The following is a 13,589-nucleotide window of genomic DNA, read 5'->3' as shown; positions in this document are numbered from 1 at the left end:
TGAAAACGTTTTATAATTTAGTTGTCAGACTTCTGACAAATATGAACGATGCGTGATTTTGTTTCATAGTGGGTATGCTATGAAGCGAATGAAGCGATTGGGGAGGTAAAACGGTGAAGCCTACATATAAACGTGTATTTTTAATTGTGATGGACTCAGTTGGAATTGGTGAAGCGCCAGATGCCGAAAAATATAACGACAAAGGTGCGGATACGCTTGGGCATATTGCCGAACATCGCGGTGGCTTACATATGCCGAACATGGCGAAGTTAGGCTTAAGCAATATTCGTGAAATTCAAGGGATTCCGAAAGCAGAAAAGCCGCTTGCTTATTTTACGAAAATGCAAGAAGCATCGGCTGGAAAAGATACAATGACAGGACATTGGGAGTTAATGGGTCTTCGCATTGATACGCCGTTTCAAGTGTTTCCTGACGGATTTCCAAAAGAGTTGATTGATGAATTAGAAAAACGAACAGGAAGAAAAGTGATCGGTAATAAACCAGCAAGTGGCACAGCGATTATTGATGAGCTTGGCCCTGAACATATGGAAACAGGTGCGCTTATTGTATATACGTCAGCCGATTCAGTGTTGCAAATTGCAGCGCATGAAGAAATCATTCCGTTAGAAGAATTGTATCGTATTTGTAAAATTGCGCGTGAATTGACGCTTGATGAAAAATATATGGTCGGTCGTGTCATTGCTCGTCCATTCATTGGGAAGCCAGGAAGTTTCCAACGGACAGCGAATCGTCACGATTATGCGTTAAAACCGTTTGGTCGTACAGTCATGAATGAATTACAAGATGCAGGATACGATGTGATCGCCATCGGTAAAATTGCTGACATTTACGATAACGAAGGTGTGACACAAACGTTGCGCACAAAATCAAACATGGACGGAATGGACAAATTAGTCGATACGTTACAAATGGACTTTACAGGACTCAGCTTTGTGAACCTTGTTGATTTTGATGCATTATACGGTCATCGTCGCGATCCAAAAGGATACGGTGATGCGTTAGAAGAGTTTGATGCCCGTTTACCAGAAGTGTTTGAACGTTTAAAAGAAGACGATTTATTAATTATTACGGCGGACCACGGAAATGATCCGGTTCATCACGGAACCGACCATACGCGCGAATATGTGCCTCTTCTCGTTTATAGTCCGAGCATGAACGGAGGAAAACAGCTTCCGTTGCGTGAAACGTTTGCAGACGTTGGAGCAACAATTGCGGAAAACTTCCGTGTAAATATGCCGAAATACGGAACGAGCTTTTTACATGAGTTGAAATAAGGAGCGTGACAAAATGAATCGAGCAGCAATTGAACAAGCCGCGCAATTTTTAAAAGAAAAGTTTCCAACTTCACCGCAAATCGGCTTAATTCTTGGTTCTGGTTTAGGTGTGTTGGCAGATGAAATTGAACAAGCGATTAAAATTCCGTACAGTGATATTCCAAATTTCCCTGTATCGACAGTCGAAGGACATGCCGGTCAACTTGTATACGGACAGTTAGAAGGTGCGACTGTCATCGTGATGCAAGGGCGATTCCATTACTATGAAGGATACAGTTTTGAAAAGGTAACATTCCCTGTACGCGTGATGAAAGCGCTTGGTGTTGAACAATTAATTGTGACAAATGCGGCAGGCGGTGTAAATGAATCGTTTGAACCAGGCGATTTAATGATTATTTCAGATCATATTAATAACATGGGTGGCAATCCGCTGATCGGTCCGAATGATTCTGCACTTGGTGTGCGCTTCCCAGACATGTCGGAAGCATATAGTAAACGACTTCGTCAACTCGCTAAAGACGTGGCGAATGAAATTGGATTGCGTGTACGTGAAGGGGTATATGTCGCCAATACAGGTCCAGCATATGAAACACCAGCAGAAATTCGTATGATTCGTGTTATGGGCGGTGATGCAGTCGGTATGTCTACGGTACCTGAAGTGATCGTCGCTCGCCATGGAGGAATGGAAGTGTTAGGCATTTCGTGCATTTCCAATATGGCTGCCGGCATTTTAGATCAGCCGCTCACACATGATGAAGTGATCGAAACGACAGAAAAAGTAAAAGCTGACTTTTTACGATTTGTAAAAGCGATCGTGCGCAACATGGCGAAAAAATAAACGAGAAGGTGAATGACGATGAGAATGGTCGATTTAATTGAGAAAAAACGTGACGGCCACGCATTAACGAAAGAAGAAATTCATTTTATCATTGAAGGTTATACAAAAGGTGATATTCCTGACTATCAAATGAGCGCACTAGCGATGGCGATTTTCTTCCGCGGCATGAACGAAGAAGAAACAGCTGAATTAACGATGGCGATGGTACATTCAGGTGATACGATCGACCTTTCAAGAATTGAAGGAATTAAAGTTGATAAACACTCAACGGGCGGTGTGGGGGATACAACAACGTTAGTGTTAGGTCCACTTGTTGCATCTGTCGGCGTTCCGGTTGCAAAAATGTCTGGTCGCGGCCTTGGTCACACAGGCGGAACAATTGATAAATTAGAATCTGTGCCAGGATTTCATGTTGAAATTAGCAACGACGAATTTATCGAACTTGTAAATAAAAATAAAATTGCTGTTGTCGGTCAGTCCGGCAACTTAACGCCAGCCGATAAAAAATTGTATGCGCTTCGCGATGTAACAGCAACGGTCAATAGCATTCCGTTAATCGCTTCATCGATTATGAGCAAAAAAATTGCAGCCGGTGCAGATGCGATCGTGTTAGACGTAAAAACAGGTGCGGGCGCGTTTATGAAAGATTTAAACGATGCGAAAGCATTAGCGAAAGCGATGGTCGATATTGGAAACCGTGTTGGACGTAAAACGATGGCGATTATTTCCGATATGAGCCAGCCGCTCGGTTATGCGATCGGAAACGCCCTCGAAGTAAAAGAAGCGATCGATACGTTAAAAGGGGAAGGTCCGGACGATTTACAAGAACTTTGTTTAGTACTTGGCAGCCATATGGTATATTTAGCTGAAAAAGCATCTTCGCTTGAAGAAGCGCGCCATATGTTAGAAAAAGCGATGAAAGACGGTTCAGCGCTTGAAACGTTTAAAACGTTTTTAGCTGCACAAGGTGGCGATGCGTCCGTTGTCGATGATCCGAGCAAATTGCCTCAAGCGAAATATGTGATTGAACTTGAGGCGAAAGAAGACGGATACGTATCAGAAATCGTTGCCGATGCGGTTGGAACGGCAGCGATGTGGCTCGGTGCTGGGCGCGCAACGAAAGAATCGACGATTGATTTAGCGGTCGGTTTAGTGCTTCGTAAAAAAGTTGGCGATGCGGTGAAAAAAGGGGAATCGCTCGTTACGATTTACAGCAACCGTGAACAAATTGATGATGTGAAACAAAAACTATATGAAAACATTCGCATTTCTACGACACCTGTCCAAGCGCCAACATTAATTTACGATAAAATTTCGTAACCTGGAGGATTTGTTCCTTCAGGTTTTTTATGTATAAAAAAATAAAAAATGGAAAGGATGGCAAGTATAAAGAAATGGAGGGTTGGAGATGAAGCGATTTTTTTATGTGCTTGCCATCACGTTATTATTTTTCCCGATCGTATCTGTGCATGCGGAACAACCAAAAGTGGAGTTAGCGACAGAGGCGCGATCAGCCATTTTAATTGAACGAGACACAGGGGCTGTTTTGTATGAAAAAAATGCCCATGAGCCGCTTCCGCCAGCAAGCATGACGAAAATTATGACGATGCTTCTTATTATGGAAGCGATTGATCAAGGAAAGCTAAAGTTAGACGAACGGGTGCGAGCAAGTGAATACGCTGCATCGATGGGCGGATCGCAAATTTTTTTAGAACCCGGGGAAGAAATGACTGTTGACGATTTATTAAAAGGTGTCGCCATCGGATCGGGCAATGATGCTTCGGTTGCATTAGCAGAACGAATTGCAGGATCAGAAGAAGCGTTCGTCCATCTGATGAACGAAAAAGCAAGACAGCTTGGGCTCAAGCATACGGCATTTGAAAATACGACAGGTTTGCCAGCAAAAAATCATTATAGCACCGCATATGATATGGCGGTGATGGCCAAAGAGCTATTAAAATACGATTTAATTACAAAATATACAGGCACATATGAAGACTACTTAAGAGAAAATACGAACAAAAAGTTTTGGCTTGTGAATACAAATCGGCTCGTAAAATTTTATCCAGGTGTCGACGGATTAAAAACAGGCTATACGAGCGAAGCAAAATATTGTTTAACTGCAACGGCGAAAAAAGGAAACATGCGCGTCATCGCTGTCGTGTTCGGAGCTCCGACGCCAAAGGCGAGAAACGCACAAATTACAAAAATGTTAGATTACGCGTTTAGCCATTACGAAACGAAACCGCTTTATAAAAAAGACGAAACGATTGCGATGCTTCCTGTCAGCAAAGGAAAGAAAAAGGCGGTTGCGGCTGTAACGTCTGAGCCGATTTCTGTTTTGTTAAAGAAAGGGGAAAAATCAGAAGCGGTAAAAACGACGTGGAAATTAAATAAAAAAGTGAAAGCGCCTGTGAAAAAAGGAGATGTGCTCGGTACGCTCATTGTGAAAAAAGATGGAGCGGTGATCGCGAAAAGTCCTTTAGTGGCGAAAGAGCAAGTGGAAGAAGCAAATATGTGGGAGTTGTTTAAACGAATGTTTAGTTCATTCTCGCGCACATCTTGACGAAACGAGACGAATGGCGACTAGTTTTGTCGGGAAGAAGGATTGACGCATAAACAAATCGAATTCTTCCTTAACCTAAACGGATAAGGAGGAAATGATCGTGAGTTTATCGATTCAATTAGAAGTGAAACAACATGTATTGCTCGTGCGATTAGCTGGCGAGCTAGATCATCATACCGCAGAACAGTTGCGTGCAGAAATGACGGATGTATTAGAGCGAGAGCGAATAAAAGCGATCGTTTTAAACTTAAATGAGCTAACGTTTATGGATAGTTCAGGATTAGGTGTCATTTTAGGAAGATATAAGCAAATTCAACGCATGGGTGGAGAGATGGTCGTCTGCTCTGTTTCTCCGTCAATTAAGCGTTTGTTTGATATGTCAGGGCTGTTTAAAATTATTCGGTTAGAAGTCAATGAACAGTACGCATTACAAACGTTGGGGGTGGCGTAAATGAGAAATGAAATGCATCTTCAATTTTCCGCCCTCAGCCAAAATGAATCGTTTGCCCGTGTGACAGTTGCTGCGTTTGTTGCGCAACTTGATCCGACGCTCGATGAGCTCACGGAAATTAAAACAGTCGTATCTGAAGCTGTAACCAATGCGATTATTCACGGTTATGAAAATGATCCAAGCGGTGTCGTCTACATTTCTGTCATCATTGAAGGACATACAGTCCATTTAACGATTCGCGATCATGGAAAAGGGATCGAAAACGTGGAAGAAGCGCGACAGCCGTTATTTACGACAAAGCCAGAGCTCGAACGTTCCGGTATGGGATTTACGATTATGGAAAATTTTATGGATGAAGTAAACATTTACTCAAAAGTGAATGAAGGAACGACCGTGGAGTTGATTAAGCATTTAACGAAAAGCAAAGCGCTATGCAATTAAGGGAGACGTGCCTATGGATGTCGAGGTACAAGCTGTCAAAGACCATGAAATCAAAGAGTTGATTCGGAGGAGCCAGCAAGGTGATCAGCAGGCGCGCGATGAGATTATCGAAAAAAATATGCGGCTTGTCTGGTCGGTTGTGCAACGGTTTTTAAACCGAGGATATGAGCCAGAAGATTTGTTTCAAATCGGTTGTATTGGTTTAATGAAGTCCGTCGATAAGTTTGATTTATCGTATGACGTCAAATTTTCAACGTATGCAGTACCGATGATTCTTGGAGAAATTCAACGCTTCATTCGCGATGACGGATCCGTGAAAGTGAGCCGTTCATTAAAAGAAATCGGGAATAAAATTCGCAAGGCAAAAGATGAATTATCGAAGCGAAACGGTCGCGTCCCAACGGTAAATGAAATTGCTCAATTTTTGGAAATTTCACCTGAGGACGTTGTACTGGCGCAAGAAGCGATTCGTTCACCTGCATCTATTCATGAAACGGTGTACGAAAACGATGGCGACCCGATTACGTTGCTTGATCAAATTGCAGACGAACAAGATGTTTGGTTTGATAAAATTGCGTTGAAAAAAGCGATGGAAGAATTAGATGAACGCGAACGATTAATCGTGTATTTGCGTTATTATAAAGATCAAACACAATCAGAAGTGGCAGCTAGATTAGGCATCTCTCAAGTGCAAGTGTCTCGTTTAGAAAAAAAAATATTGCAACAAATGAAAGCCCGAATGGATGAATAAGTCCGTTCGGGCTTTTTATGCATACGGAGGAAGGTCATATCTCATACTACAAATACAATGATGGAAGCAAGGTGTGAGTATGAAAGAGACGATTTTTTTGAAAATGCGTCATCGTGTGCAAGTGCAGCCGAATGCAACGGTTCGAGTAGGAGATGTTGCACAAGTCGTCGCAAAAAAACGAATGGACGATATTGTGCAAACCCCGATTTATACCGTGCAAAAAAAAGATCGAAACATTGTTATTATTGATGTCATGCATGTGATGAAAGCATTAATGGCCGTTGCGCCGCATGATGATATTCAGTCGCTCGGACCGTCACAAACGATCGTTGAAGTCGTTTATGAAAAAAAACGATGGGGCTATTTATATGTTCCAATCGTTTGGCTTCTTTTATTTATCGGATCCGGGCTTGCAATTATGAATTTTCACGAAGATGTGAGCATGCAACAAGTACAACAACGGCTGTATCGGGTAATCACAGGAAAAGAAGTAGACAAACCGTTATGGTTTCAAATTCCGTATTCCCTCGGATTAGGTCTCGGGATGATTTTATTTTTCAATCATTTTTTTAAAAAGCGAATTAATGAAGAGCCGAGCCCACTTGAAGTCGAAATGTTTCAATACCAACAGTCGCTCGATCAATATGTCATTATGCATGAAAATAAAGAAGCGATGAGGCGAATGGACGATGATTCGTGAGCTGATTGTAGCATTTGTCGGATTGGCGGGAGGATTAGCTGTCGGTTCTGGTTTTGTGGCGTTTTTAACCGTTCTTGGTGTCATTCCGCGATTGACACAGCTTACAAAAACGATGAAATGGATTGCGACGTATGAATGGGGCGTTGTACTCGGTGCGGTCGTAAGCAGTTGGGTGAGCTTGCGCGATCCCCTTTTTTCTTTTCCGCCTATGTTAGCAAGCGTCATCGGATTGCTTAGCGGTGTATTTGTCGGCATGCTTGCTGCGGCCTTAACGGAAGTATTAAACGTATTTCCGATTTTAGCGAAACGACTCGGCATTGATGAACAAATTGTCGTGTTATTAATGGCGATGGTATTTGGCAAAGTAGCAGGCTCTCTTTTTCATTGGATATATTTTGTTGATCGATAGGGGGAGACAGATGGGAAAAGCATTTTTGTTCGGAGGGGTTATTGCTGTCATTGGACAAGCGCTCATCGATATGTACAGCGTATGGTTTCATATGAATGAGCCAGAAGCCGTTCGGTGGATGAACGGGACGTTGATCGTATGTGCGGCGATATGGACACCTACTCGATTGTATCGCCAGTTCACACAGTTTGCAGGGGCGGGAATGATTGTGCCGATGATGAGTTTAGCAAACATATGGAGCGCAAGCGCGCTCGAATATCGCAATGAAGGAGCGGCAGAACATATGCTTTCTGTTGGCGGGAGCATCATTGTGACGTTAGTGGCGGCATCATATGTTGCGTCATTGTTTTTATAAAAGGGGGGATTACATGAAAAAAGTAGGGGAACAAACCATTATATTCGATACTGACATTTATATCGAATCGGTCGGCACGGTTGTCGGTCCGAAAGAGCGTGAAGGTCCACTCGGGTCGTCATTTCATCGAGCTTATGACGATTTATATTGCGATGAACAAAGTTGGGAGCTCGCAGAACGGCGGTTGATGAAAGAAGCGATTACGATTTGTTTAACAAACGGAAACGTACAAACAAAAGACGTTGACTTATTTATTGCGGGGGATTTGCTTAACCAAACGGTCACTGCGAACTATGTTGCTAAAGAAATAGATGTCCCCTTTTTAGGAGTATTTAGCGCCTGTTCAACGATTACGGAAGCGATGCTCGTTGCCGCTACGTTTATTGACGGAACGTTTGCTCGCCGCGTGTTAGTGGCAACGAGCAGCCACTACGGAGCGGCAGAACGTCAATTTCGCTTTCCGACGACAATGGGTGTCCAGAAGGGAGAAAGTGCATCGTGGACCGTAACTGGCGGAGCGGCCGCATTATTAAGTACGATACGTTCCCCCTTTCGCATTCGCGCAGCAACGATTGGAAGAGTAATCGATAGCGGTATAACGAATCCGCTCGACATGGGACGTGCGATGGCGCCGGCCGCATTTGCCACGATCAAGCAACATTTTGCAGACTGTGGACTTTCACCGACATCGTATGATGTGATCGTTACAGGAGATTTAGGAAAAGTCGGAAGCAGCGAACTCAAGGCATTATGTCATGAGGCGAACATGAACATAAGCGAGCGATATGACGATTGTGGCGTGCTCATTTACGATGCAGAACAGCAAGCGTTTGCGGGCGGGAGCGGGTGCGCGTGTTGTGCCGTTGTCACGTACAGTTATTTTCTTGAACAGATGAGGGAGAAAAAAATAAAAACGATGCTCGTTATTGCGACAGGAGCTTTGTTTAATAGTACGATGGTGAAACAACATCAAACGATTCCAGCGATCGCTCATGCGATTGCCATTGAAGCGGTGACGTAAAAATGGAAACGTACGTATATGCATTTGTCATCGGTGGTACATTGGCGCTAATCGGACAGTTGTTGCTAAGGAAGTGGTCGTTTATTCGCATGATGACGATATTTGTATTCATCGGTATGGCGCTCGAATCGGTCGGTGTATATCGTTTTATTCAGTCATTTGCGCATGCAGGAGTAGAAACGACACTTGTTCATCTTGGAGCTTCTTGTATACAAGCGGTAAAAACGGGGGACTTTACAAATGTCGTCTTTTTTCTTTCTTTTCCAATCTTCGTTGCATGGATGACCGCTATTGTTTGTAAACCGAGAGGAAGGATCGAATGAAAAAAAGGAAAGTGATTTTAGTGACCGATGGAGATGAGCATGTGCGACGTGCGCTCGAATGGTTAGCAAAACAATTTGGTGCGCGTTGCATTAGCCAATCGCAAGGCAATCCATCGCGTCTAACAGGGAAACAGCTTGTTGAACTTATTTTGCAAACGCCGCATGATCCTGTTTTTGTCATGTTTGATGATAGCGGAATTATCGGCGAAGGGGCAGGTGAACAAGCGCTTCGTTACGTCGCGACGCATGAGCAAATCGATGTACTTGGAGCGATAGCGGTTGCGTCTGATACGAACAATCAAGAATGGACAAAAGTAAATATTTGCATTGATTATGATGGGAACTTCACATCATACGGTGTCGATAAAGAAGGAATTGCTGAGTGGGAATTCGGTCGAGTAAATGGAGATACGGTATATTGTTTAGATGAATTACCTATCCCAATTGTTGTTGGAATTGGCGATATCGGAAAAATGAGACGTCGTGATGATATTCGCAACGGTTGCCCGATTACGCGCAAAGCGATTGAATATATTCTCGAAAGGAGCAAACGCGATGAAAACAGAAAGTTACACACCGATTTCTCCGAAGTTGAATGAAAACGAACAGTTTTTCAAAGATGCGATCGGGGTCGGGACGAGCTTCGATTTAGGGGTCCGTAAATTGAACATTTTAAAAACAGATGTTCACTTATATTATTGTAACGGTCTTTGTGATACACAATATATTATTGAACTGCTTGAAATGCTTGTTCAAGTCAATGATCGCGAGCGACAACCAGCGAAGTTGCCAGATATTATCGAAAACCGTCTCGTTCACCAACAAGTGAATCCAGTGAAAAGTTTAGATGAAGCGGTTGATTTTTTGTTAACCGGTTTAATTTTATTGTTTATTGACGGAGAAACGAAAGCGTTCGCTGTCGATGTGCGCAGCTATCCAGGGCGTTCACCCGAAGAACCAGATACCGAGAAAGTGGTGCGAGGGGCGCGAGATGGCTATGTTGAAAATATTGTCGTCAATACGGCGCTCACGCGTAGACGCATTCGAGATGAACGGCTTCGCTTTGAAATGATGCAAGTGGGCGAACGTTCAAAAACAGACATTTGTATTGCATATATTCAAGATGTAGCCGATCCCGGACTTGTCGAACTTATTAAAAAAGAATTAAACGAAATTCAAATTGATGGATTAACGATGGCGGATAAAACAATTGAAGAATTTTTAGTGAAACAAGGATACAATCCGTATCCGCTCGTTCGTTATACAGAGCGACCAGACGTCGCTGCCACACATTTATTAGAAGGGCATGTGATCATTATGGTCGATACGTCACCAAGCGTCATTATTACGCCAACAACGTATTTCCATCACGTTCAACATGCGGAAGAATATCGACAATCTCCAGCGGTAGGAACGTTCGTCCGATGGGTGAGATTTTTAGGCATTTTTGCCTCGCTTTTTTTACTCCCGCTTTGGTTTTTGTTTGTGCTTGACCCATCGTTACTACCGGAAAAATTGGCGTATATCGGGCCAAATGAAAAAACAAATATCCCTATTTTTGTCCAGCTGCTTATTGCTGATATTGGTATTGAGTTTTTACGGATGGCTGCCATCCATACTCCAACACCGTTGTCTACGGCAATGGGTTTAATTGCAGCTGCATTAATTGGGCAAATTGCCATTGACGTTGGGCTGTTTGTACCAGAAGTGATTTTATATGTATCTGTCGCTGCGATCGGTTCTTTTGCGACACCGAGCTATGAATTAAGCATTGCCAATAAAATTTTTCGTCTTTTATTTTTAGTTGTCATTGCATTGTTTGGTGTCCCTGGATTTATGATTGGCGTCACGATCTTTTTACTTTTCCTTGCCAACATTCGTTCATTAAATACCCCATATTTATGGCCGTTTATTCCATTTGATCCTGGGGCGTTTATGCAAATTATCGTGCGGCGGTCTGTAGCTGGTTCATCGATTCGCCCAAGCATCGTACATCCGCAAAATAAACAAAAACAACCGACATAAAAAGGTTGAAACGTACCAAAATTTATGGTACGTTTTCTTTAATTATTTCGGAATCATCAGGAGGATGTATAATTATGCACGGAACGATGCGAATAAATGATCGGGGACATTTAGAAATTGGCGGTGTTGATACGATTGACTTAGCTCGCCTATACGGAACCCCGCTTTACGTTTATGATGTTGCTCTCATTCGTGAGCGTGCGCGAGCGTTTAAGCGAATGTTTGATAAACATCGTGTACGTGCGCAAGTGGCGTATGCAAGCAAAGCGTTTTCGACAATTGCTATCGTGCAATTGATGGAACAAGAAGGATTATCTCTCGATGTCGTTTCCGGTGGTGAGCTGTACACCGCATTAGCTGCTGGATTTCCGGTCGAACGCATTCATTTTCACGGCAACAATAAAAGTAAAGAAGAACTGCAAATGGCAATTGAAGCGAAAATCGGTTGTGTTGTCGTCGATAATTTTTATGAGTTACAGCTACTGCAACAGCTTTGCTGTGCGCATGAATATACGATGCCTATTTTATTACGTGTCACACCAGGCATTGAGGCACATACACACGACTATATTTTAACAGGTCAAGAAGATTCGAAATTTGGATTTGATTTGCATAATGGACAAGCGGATGAAGCTTTACAGCGTGCGCTCGCTTCTTCCCATATTCATGTGCTGGGCATTCATTGTCATATCGGTTCGCAAATTTTTGATGCGACAGGTTTTGTTCTTGCAGCGAAAAAGCTATTTGAGAAACTTGCTACATGGCGTGATACGTACCGTTTTACTGCACAAGTGGTCAATCTTGGCGGCGGTTTTGGCATTCGTTACACGAAAGAAGATGATCCGCTTGCACCGGAACAATATGTCGAACAAATTATTGAAGAAGTGAAACGAAATGTCGCATCATTTGATCTACCTTTTCCTGAAATTTGGATCGAACCAGGTCGCTCGCTTGTTGGAGATGCAGGGACAACGATTTATACGATCGGTTCCCGTAAAGAAGTGCCAAACGTTCGTCAATATGTTGCCGTAGATGGTGGAATGAGCGACAATATTCGCCCGGCGCTATATGAGGCAAAATACGAAGCGGTGTTGGCTAACCGCATGCATGAACATTGTGAAGAAGTGGTAGCGATCGCTGGGAAATGTTGTGAGTCAGGAGACATGCTCATCTGGGACTTGCCGCTTCCGAAAGCGCAACCGGGCGATTATTTAGCTGTTTTTTGTACCGGTGCTTACGGTTATGCGATGGCGAATAATTACAATCGCATTCCGCGTCCGGCGGTCGTATTTGTTGAAGACGGTGAAGCAGAGCTTGTCGTGAAACGCGAAACGTATGAAGATTTAATTCGACTCGACTTGCCGCTTAAAACGAAAGTAAAAAAATAACCGAGGTCTTCACCTCGGTTATTGCTCGTTTATGCATAGGTAGGCGTCACGCTCCAAACGCTCCGCGAAGGGCGTTCCATATTTCACGCAAAAGATCGACGATGCGTTGAATAAACGTTCGCCCTTCTTCCGTTTGTAAAAAAGCAGATAGCTTGTCTTTCGCTTGAGCAAGCTGTTCGTTTACTTGATTCCAGTCGATGTTCACGTTTTTCATTTTATTAAACAAAGAAAGCAAGCTGTTTATTTCGTCTTCTGTTAGCGTAATGCCAAGTTCTTGAGCAATCCGTTCAATGAGTGCACGCATATCCGCATCTGTTTTTGGCGGATTTTTCGCTATTTCTTCTTTAATTTTTGCGAGCAGCGCGACTGCTTGATCGTTTCCGATGGATTCGCCAAGCTGTGCCGTTTTCACCATTTCTTCATTCGCTACTTTTTTCACTTCATCAGGGATCGTTTCATTCGATGAAAGTTCGTACGCTTTCATTAACCCTGTTAACGCAGCTGTTCCGGATACAGGAAACGGTGCGGTAATGTAAATGACTGCATCTTTCACTCCTGCAGTAATGAGCGCATTCATATACATTTCTTTTGTTACCCAGTTAATGTTATTTGTTTCCACTTGCAGACCGGAACCTGGTGCTCCAATCGTAATTTTTGATGACGAAATGGCTTTCGTTCCGATTTGTCCTTTCGGAATAATGTCGCCGAGATATTTATGTTCTTCTGCATTTGTAACCGTAATGATTTCAGCGTTTTCCGGTGCGTTCATTTCTTTTAATATTTGTTGCTTTTGCTGCTCTGTTAAATTTTCTCCGAGCGTAATAATGACGTCTCCTTCAATCGCATCAGCCAAACTAACTGATGGAATCATAAACAACAATAAAATAAATATCGTAAACCACTTCTTCATTTCATAACCTCCTTCAATCTCTTTCTGTACTATTGTACAAACATTTGCGTGAACATAGAAGCGAAATGTAGTAAAATGAAGCTACATTTGTTTTTACGATAGAAAGGTGGAAAAGT

Annotated in this window: 16 protein-coding genes; 15 read left to right on the top strand and 1 reads right to left on the bottom strand. The window is 42.9% G+C overall.

Translation table 11 applies throughout. The annotated features are described in order from the left end of the window. Nucleotides 1–113: 113 nt before the first annotated feature. The 15 genes from deoB to lysA all read left to right on the top strand — a co-directional run bounded on the left by deoB (nucleotide 114) and on the right by lysA (nucleotide 12,563). The gene (gene deoB, locus AFK25_RS09415; protein WP_009373813.1) at nucleotides 114–1,295 is read left to right on the top strand and encodes a phosphopentomutase; all 1,182 of its coding nucleotides are present in this window, start codon (nucleotides 114–116) and stop codon (nucleotides 1,293–1,295) included. A 13-nt stretch (nucleotides 1,296–1,308) separates the two neighbouring features. Beyond that, nucleotides 1,309–2,133: a purine-nucleoside phosphorylase gene (locus AFK25_RS09410; RefSeq protein WP_009373811.1), complete on the top strand. Its 825-nt coding sequence runs from the start codon at nucleotides 1,309–1,311 to the stop codon at nucleotides 2,131–2,133. Between the two features lie 18 nt (nucleotides 2,134–2,151). Then, a complete protein-coding gene (locus tag AFK25_RS09405; RefSeq protein WP_009373809.1) occupies nucleotides 2,152–3,453 on the top strand; it encodes a pyrimidine-nucleoside phosphorylase in 1,302 nt (433 codons plus the stop codon). Between the two features lie 88 nt (nucleotides 3,454–3,541). Continuing rightward, a complete protein-coding gene (locus AFK25_RS09400) occupies nucleotides 3,542–4,699 on the top strand; it encodes a D-alanyl-D-alanine carboxypeptidase family protein (protein WP_035066890.1) in 1,158 nt (385 codons plus the stop codon). Nucleotides 4,700–4,799: 100 nt separating this feature from the next. Further along, a complete protein-coding gene (gene spoIIAA, locus AFK25_RS09395) occupies nucleotides 4,800–5,150 on the top strand; it encodes an anti-sigma F factor antagonist (protein WP_021095893.1) in 351 nt (116 codons plus the stop codon). Further along, on the top strand, nucleotides 5,151–5,591 hold the full coding sequence (gene spoIIAB, locus AFK25_RS09390; protein ID WP_004889709.1) for an anti-sigma F factor: 441 nt from the start codon (nucleotides 5,151–5,153) through the stop codon (nucleotides 5,589–5,591). 13 nt (nucleotides 5,592–5,604) lie between these two features. Then, nucleotides 5,605–6,342 (top strand): RNA polymerase sporulation sigma factor SigF, encoded by a 738-nt coding sequence (gene sigF, locus AFK25_RS09385; protein WP_035066892.1) that lies wholly within the window; start codon nucleotides 5,605–5,607, stop codon nucleotides 6,340–6,342. Between the two features lie 79 nt (nucleotides 6,343–6,421). Continuing rightward, complete coding sequence (locus AFK25_RS09380) at nucleotides 6,422–7,042, top strand: stage V sporulation protein AA (protein ID WP_009373802.1); 621 nt, start codon at nucleotides 6,422–6,424, stop codon at nucleotides 7,040–7,042. Next, on the top strand, nucleotides 7,032–7,451 hold the full coding sequence (locus AFK25_RS09375; RefSeq protein WP_009373801.1) for a stage V sporulation protein AB: 420 nt from the start codon (nucleotides 7,032–7,034) through the stop codon (nucleotides 7,449–7,451). The genes AFK25_RS09380 and AFK25_RS09375 overlap by 11 nt, the downstream gene beginning before the upstream one ends. A gap of 10 nt (nucleotides 7,452–7,461) precedes the next feature. Further along, nucleotides 7,462–7,806 (top strand): SpoVA/SpoVAEb family sporulation membrane protein, encoded by a 345-nt coding sequence (locus AFK25_RS09370; RefSeq protein WP_009373800.1) that lies wholly within the window; start codon nucleotides 7,462–7,464, stop codon nucleotides 7,804–7,806. Nucleotides 7,807–7,819: 13 nt separating this feature from the next. Next, the gene (gene spoVAD / locus AFK25_RS09365) at nucleotides 7,820–8,827 is read left to right on the top strand and encodes a stage V sporulation protein AD (RefSeq protein ID WP_035066894.1); all 1,008 of its coding nucleotides are present in this window, start codon (nucleotides 7,820–7,822) and stop codon (nucleotides 8,825–8,827) included. Nucleotides 8,828–8,829: 2 nt separating this feature from the next. Then, nucleotides 8,830–9,150, top strand: a complete 321-nt coding sequence (locus AFK25_RS09360; protein WP_035066896.1) for a SpoVA/SpoVAEb family sporulation membrane protein — start codon at nucleotides 8,830–8,832, stop codon at nucleotides 9,148–9,150. After that, nucleotides 9,147–9,749 (top strand): stage V sporulation protein SpoVABEA, encoded by a 603-nt coding sequence (gene spoVAEA / locus AFK25_RS09355; RefSeq protein WP_009373796.1) that lies wholly within the window; start codon nucleotides 9,147–9,149, stop codon nucleotides 9,747–9,749. The genes AFK25_RS09360 and spoVAEA overlap by 4 nt, the downstream gene beginning before the upstream one ends. After that, on the top strand, nucleotides 9,706–11,175 hold the full coding sequence (locus AFK25_RS09350; protein WP_009373794.1) for a spore germination protein: 1,470 nt from the start codon (nucleotides 9,706–9,708) through the stop codon (nucleotides 11,173–11,175). Before spoVAEA ends, AFK25_RS09350 begins: the two co-directional genes overlap by 44 nt. Nucleotides 11,176–11,243: 68 nt before the next feature. Then, nucleotides 11,244–12,563, top strand: coding sequence for a diaminopimelate decarboxylase (gene lysA / locus AFK25_RS09345; RefSeq protein WP_128713026.1), 1,320 nt, complete (start codon nucleotides 11,244–11,246; stop codon nucleotides 12,561–12,563). A gap of 46 nt (nucleotides 12,564–12,609) precedes the next feature. Here the strand turns inward: lysA and AFK25_RS09340 are convergent, their stop codons facing one another. Beyond that, nucleotides 12,610–13,473 carry a DUF1002 domain-containing protein gene (locus AFK25_RS09340; protein WP_009373791.1) on the bottom strand — a complete coding sequence of 288 codons (864 nt, stop codon included), beginning with the start codon at nucleotides 13,471–13,473 and terminating at the stop codon, nucleotides 12,610–12,612. Nucleotides 13,474–13,589: the final 116 nt, after the last annotated feature.

Source organism: Anoxybacillus gonensis, assembly GCF_001187595.1.
Lineage (GTDB): Bacteria > Bacillota > Bacilli > Bacillales > Anoxybacillaceae > Anoxybacillus > Anoxybacillus gonensis.
The sequence above is the reverse complement of the archived record's forward strand: the minus strand, read 5'-3'. Positions and strand labels throughout refer to the sequence as shown.

Bases quoted from the DNA above. Each gene is read 5' to 3' on its own strand.
- AFK25_RS09410 (WP_009373811.1), top strand. From the start codon at position 1,309: ATGAATCGAGCAGCAATTGAACAAGCCGCGCAATTTTTAAAAGAAAAG.
- AFK25_RS09405 (WP_009373809.1), top strand. From the start codon at position 2,152: ATGAGAATGGTCGATTTAATTGAGAAAAAACGTGACGGCCACGCATTA.
- AFK25_RS09400 (WP_035066890.1), top strand. From the start codon at position 3,542: ATGAAGCGATTTTTTTATGTGCTTGCCATCACGTTATTATTTTTCCCG.
- spoIIAB (WP_004889709.1), top strand. From the start codon at position 5,151: ATGAGAAATGAAATGCATCTTCAATTTTCCGCCCTCAGCCAAAATGAA.
- sigF (WP_035066892.1), top strand. From the start codon at position 5,605: ATGGATGTCGAGGTACAAGCTGTCAAAGACCATGAAATCAAAGAGTTG.
- AFK25_RS09380 (WP_009373802.1), top strand. From the start codon at position 6,422: ATGAAAGAGACGATTTTTTTGAAAATGCGTCATCGTGTGCAAGTGCAG.
- AFK25_RS09375 (WP_009373801.1), top strand. From the start codon at position 7,032: ATGATTCGTGAGCTGATTGTAGCATTTGTCGGATTGGCGGGAGGATTA.
- AFK25_RS09370 (WP_009373800.1), top strand. From the start codon at position 7,462: ATGGGAAAAGCATTTTTGTTCGGAGGGGTTATTGCTGTCATTGGACAA.
- spoVAD (WP_035066894.1), top strand. From the start codon at position 7,820: ATGAAAAAAGTAGGGGAACAAACCATTATATTCGATACTGACATTTAT.
- AFK25_RS09360 (WP_035066896.1), top strand. From the start codon at position 8,830: ATGGAAACGTACGTATATGCATTTGTCATCGGTGGTACATTGGCGCTA.
- spoVAEA (WP_009373796.1), top strand. From the start codon at position 9,147: ATGAAAAAAAGGAAAGTGATTTTAGTGACCGATGGAGATGAGCATGTG.
- AFK25_RS09350 (WP_009373794.1), top strand. From the start codon at position 9,706: ATGAAAACAGAAAGTTACACACCGATTTCTCCGAAGTTGAATGAAAAC.
- AFK25_RS09340 (WP_009373791.1), bottom strand. From the start codon at position 13,473: ATGAAGAAGTGGTTTACGATATTTATTTTATTGTTGTTTATGATTCCA.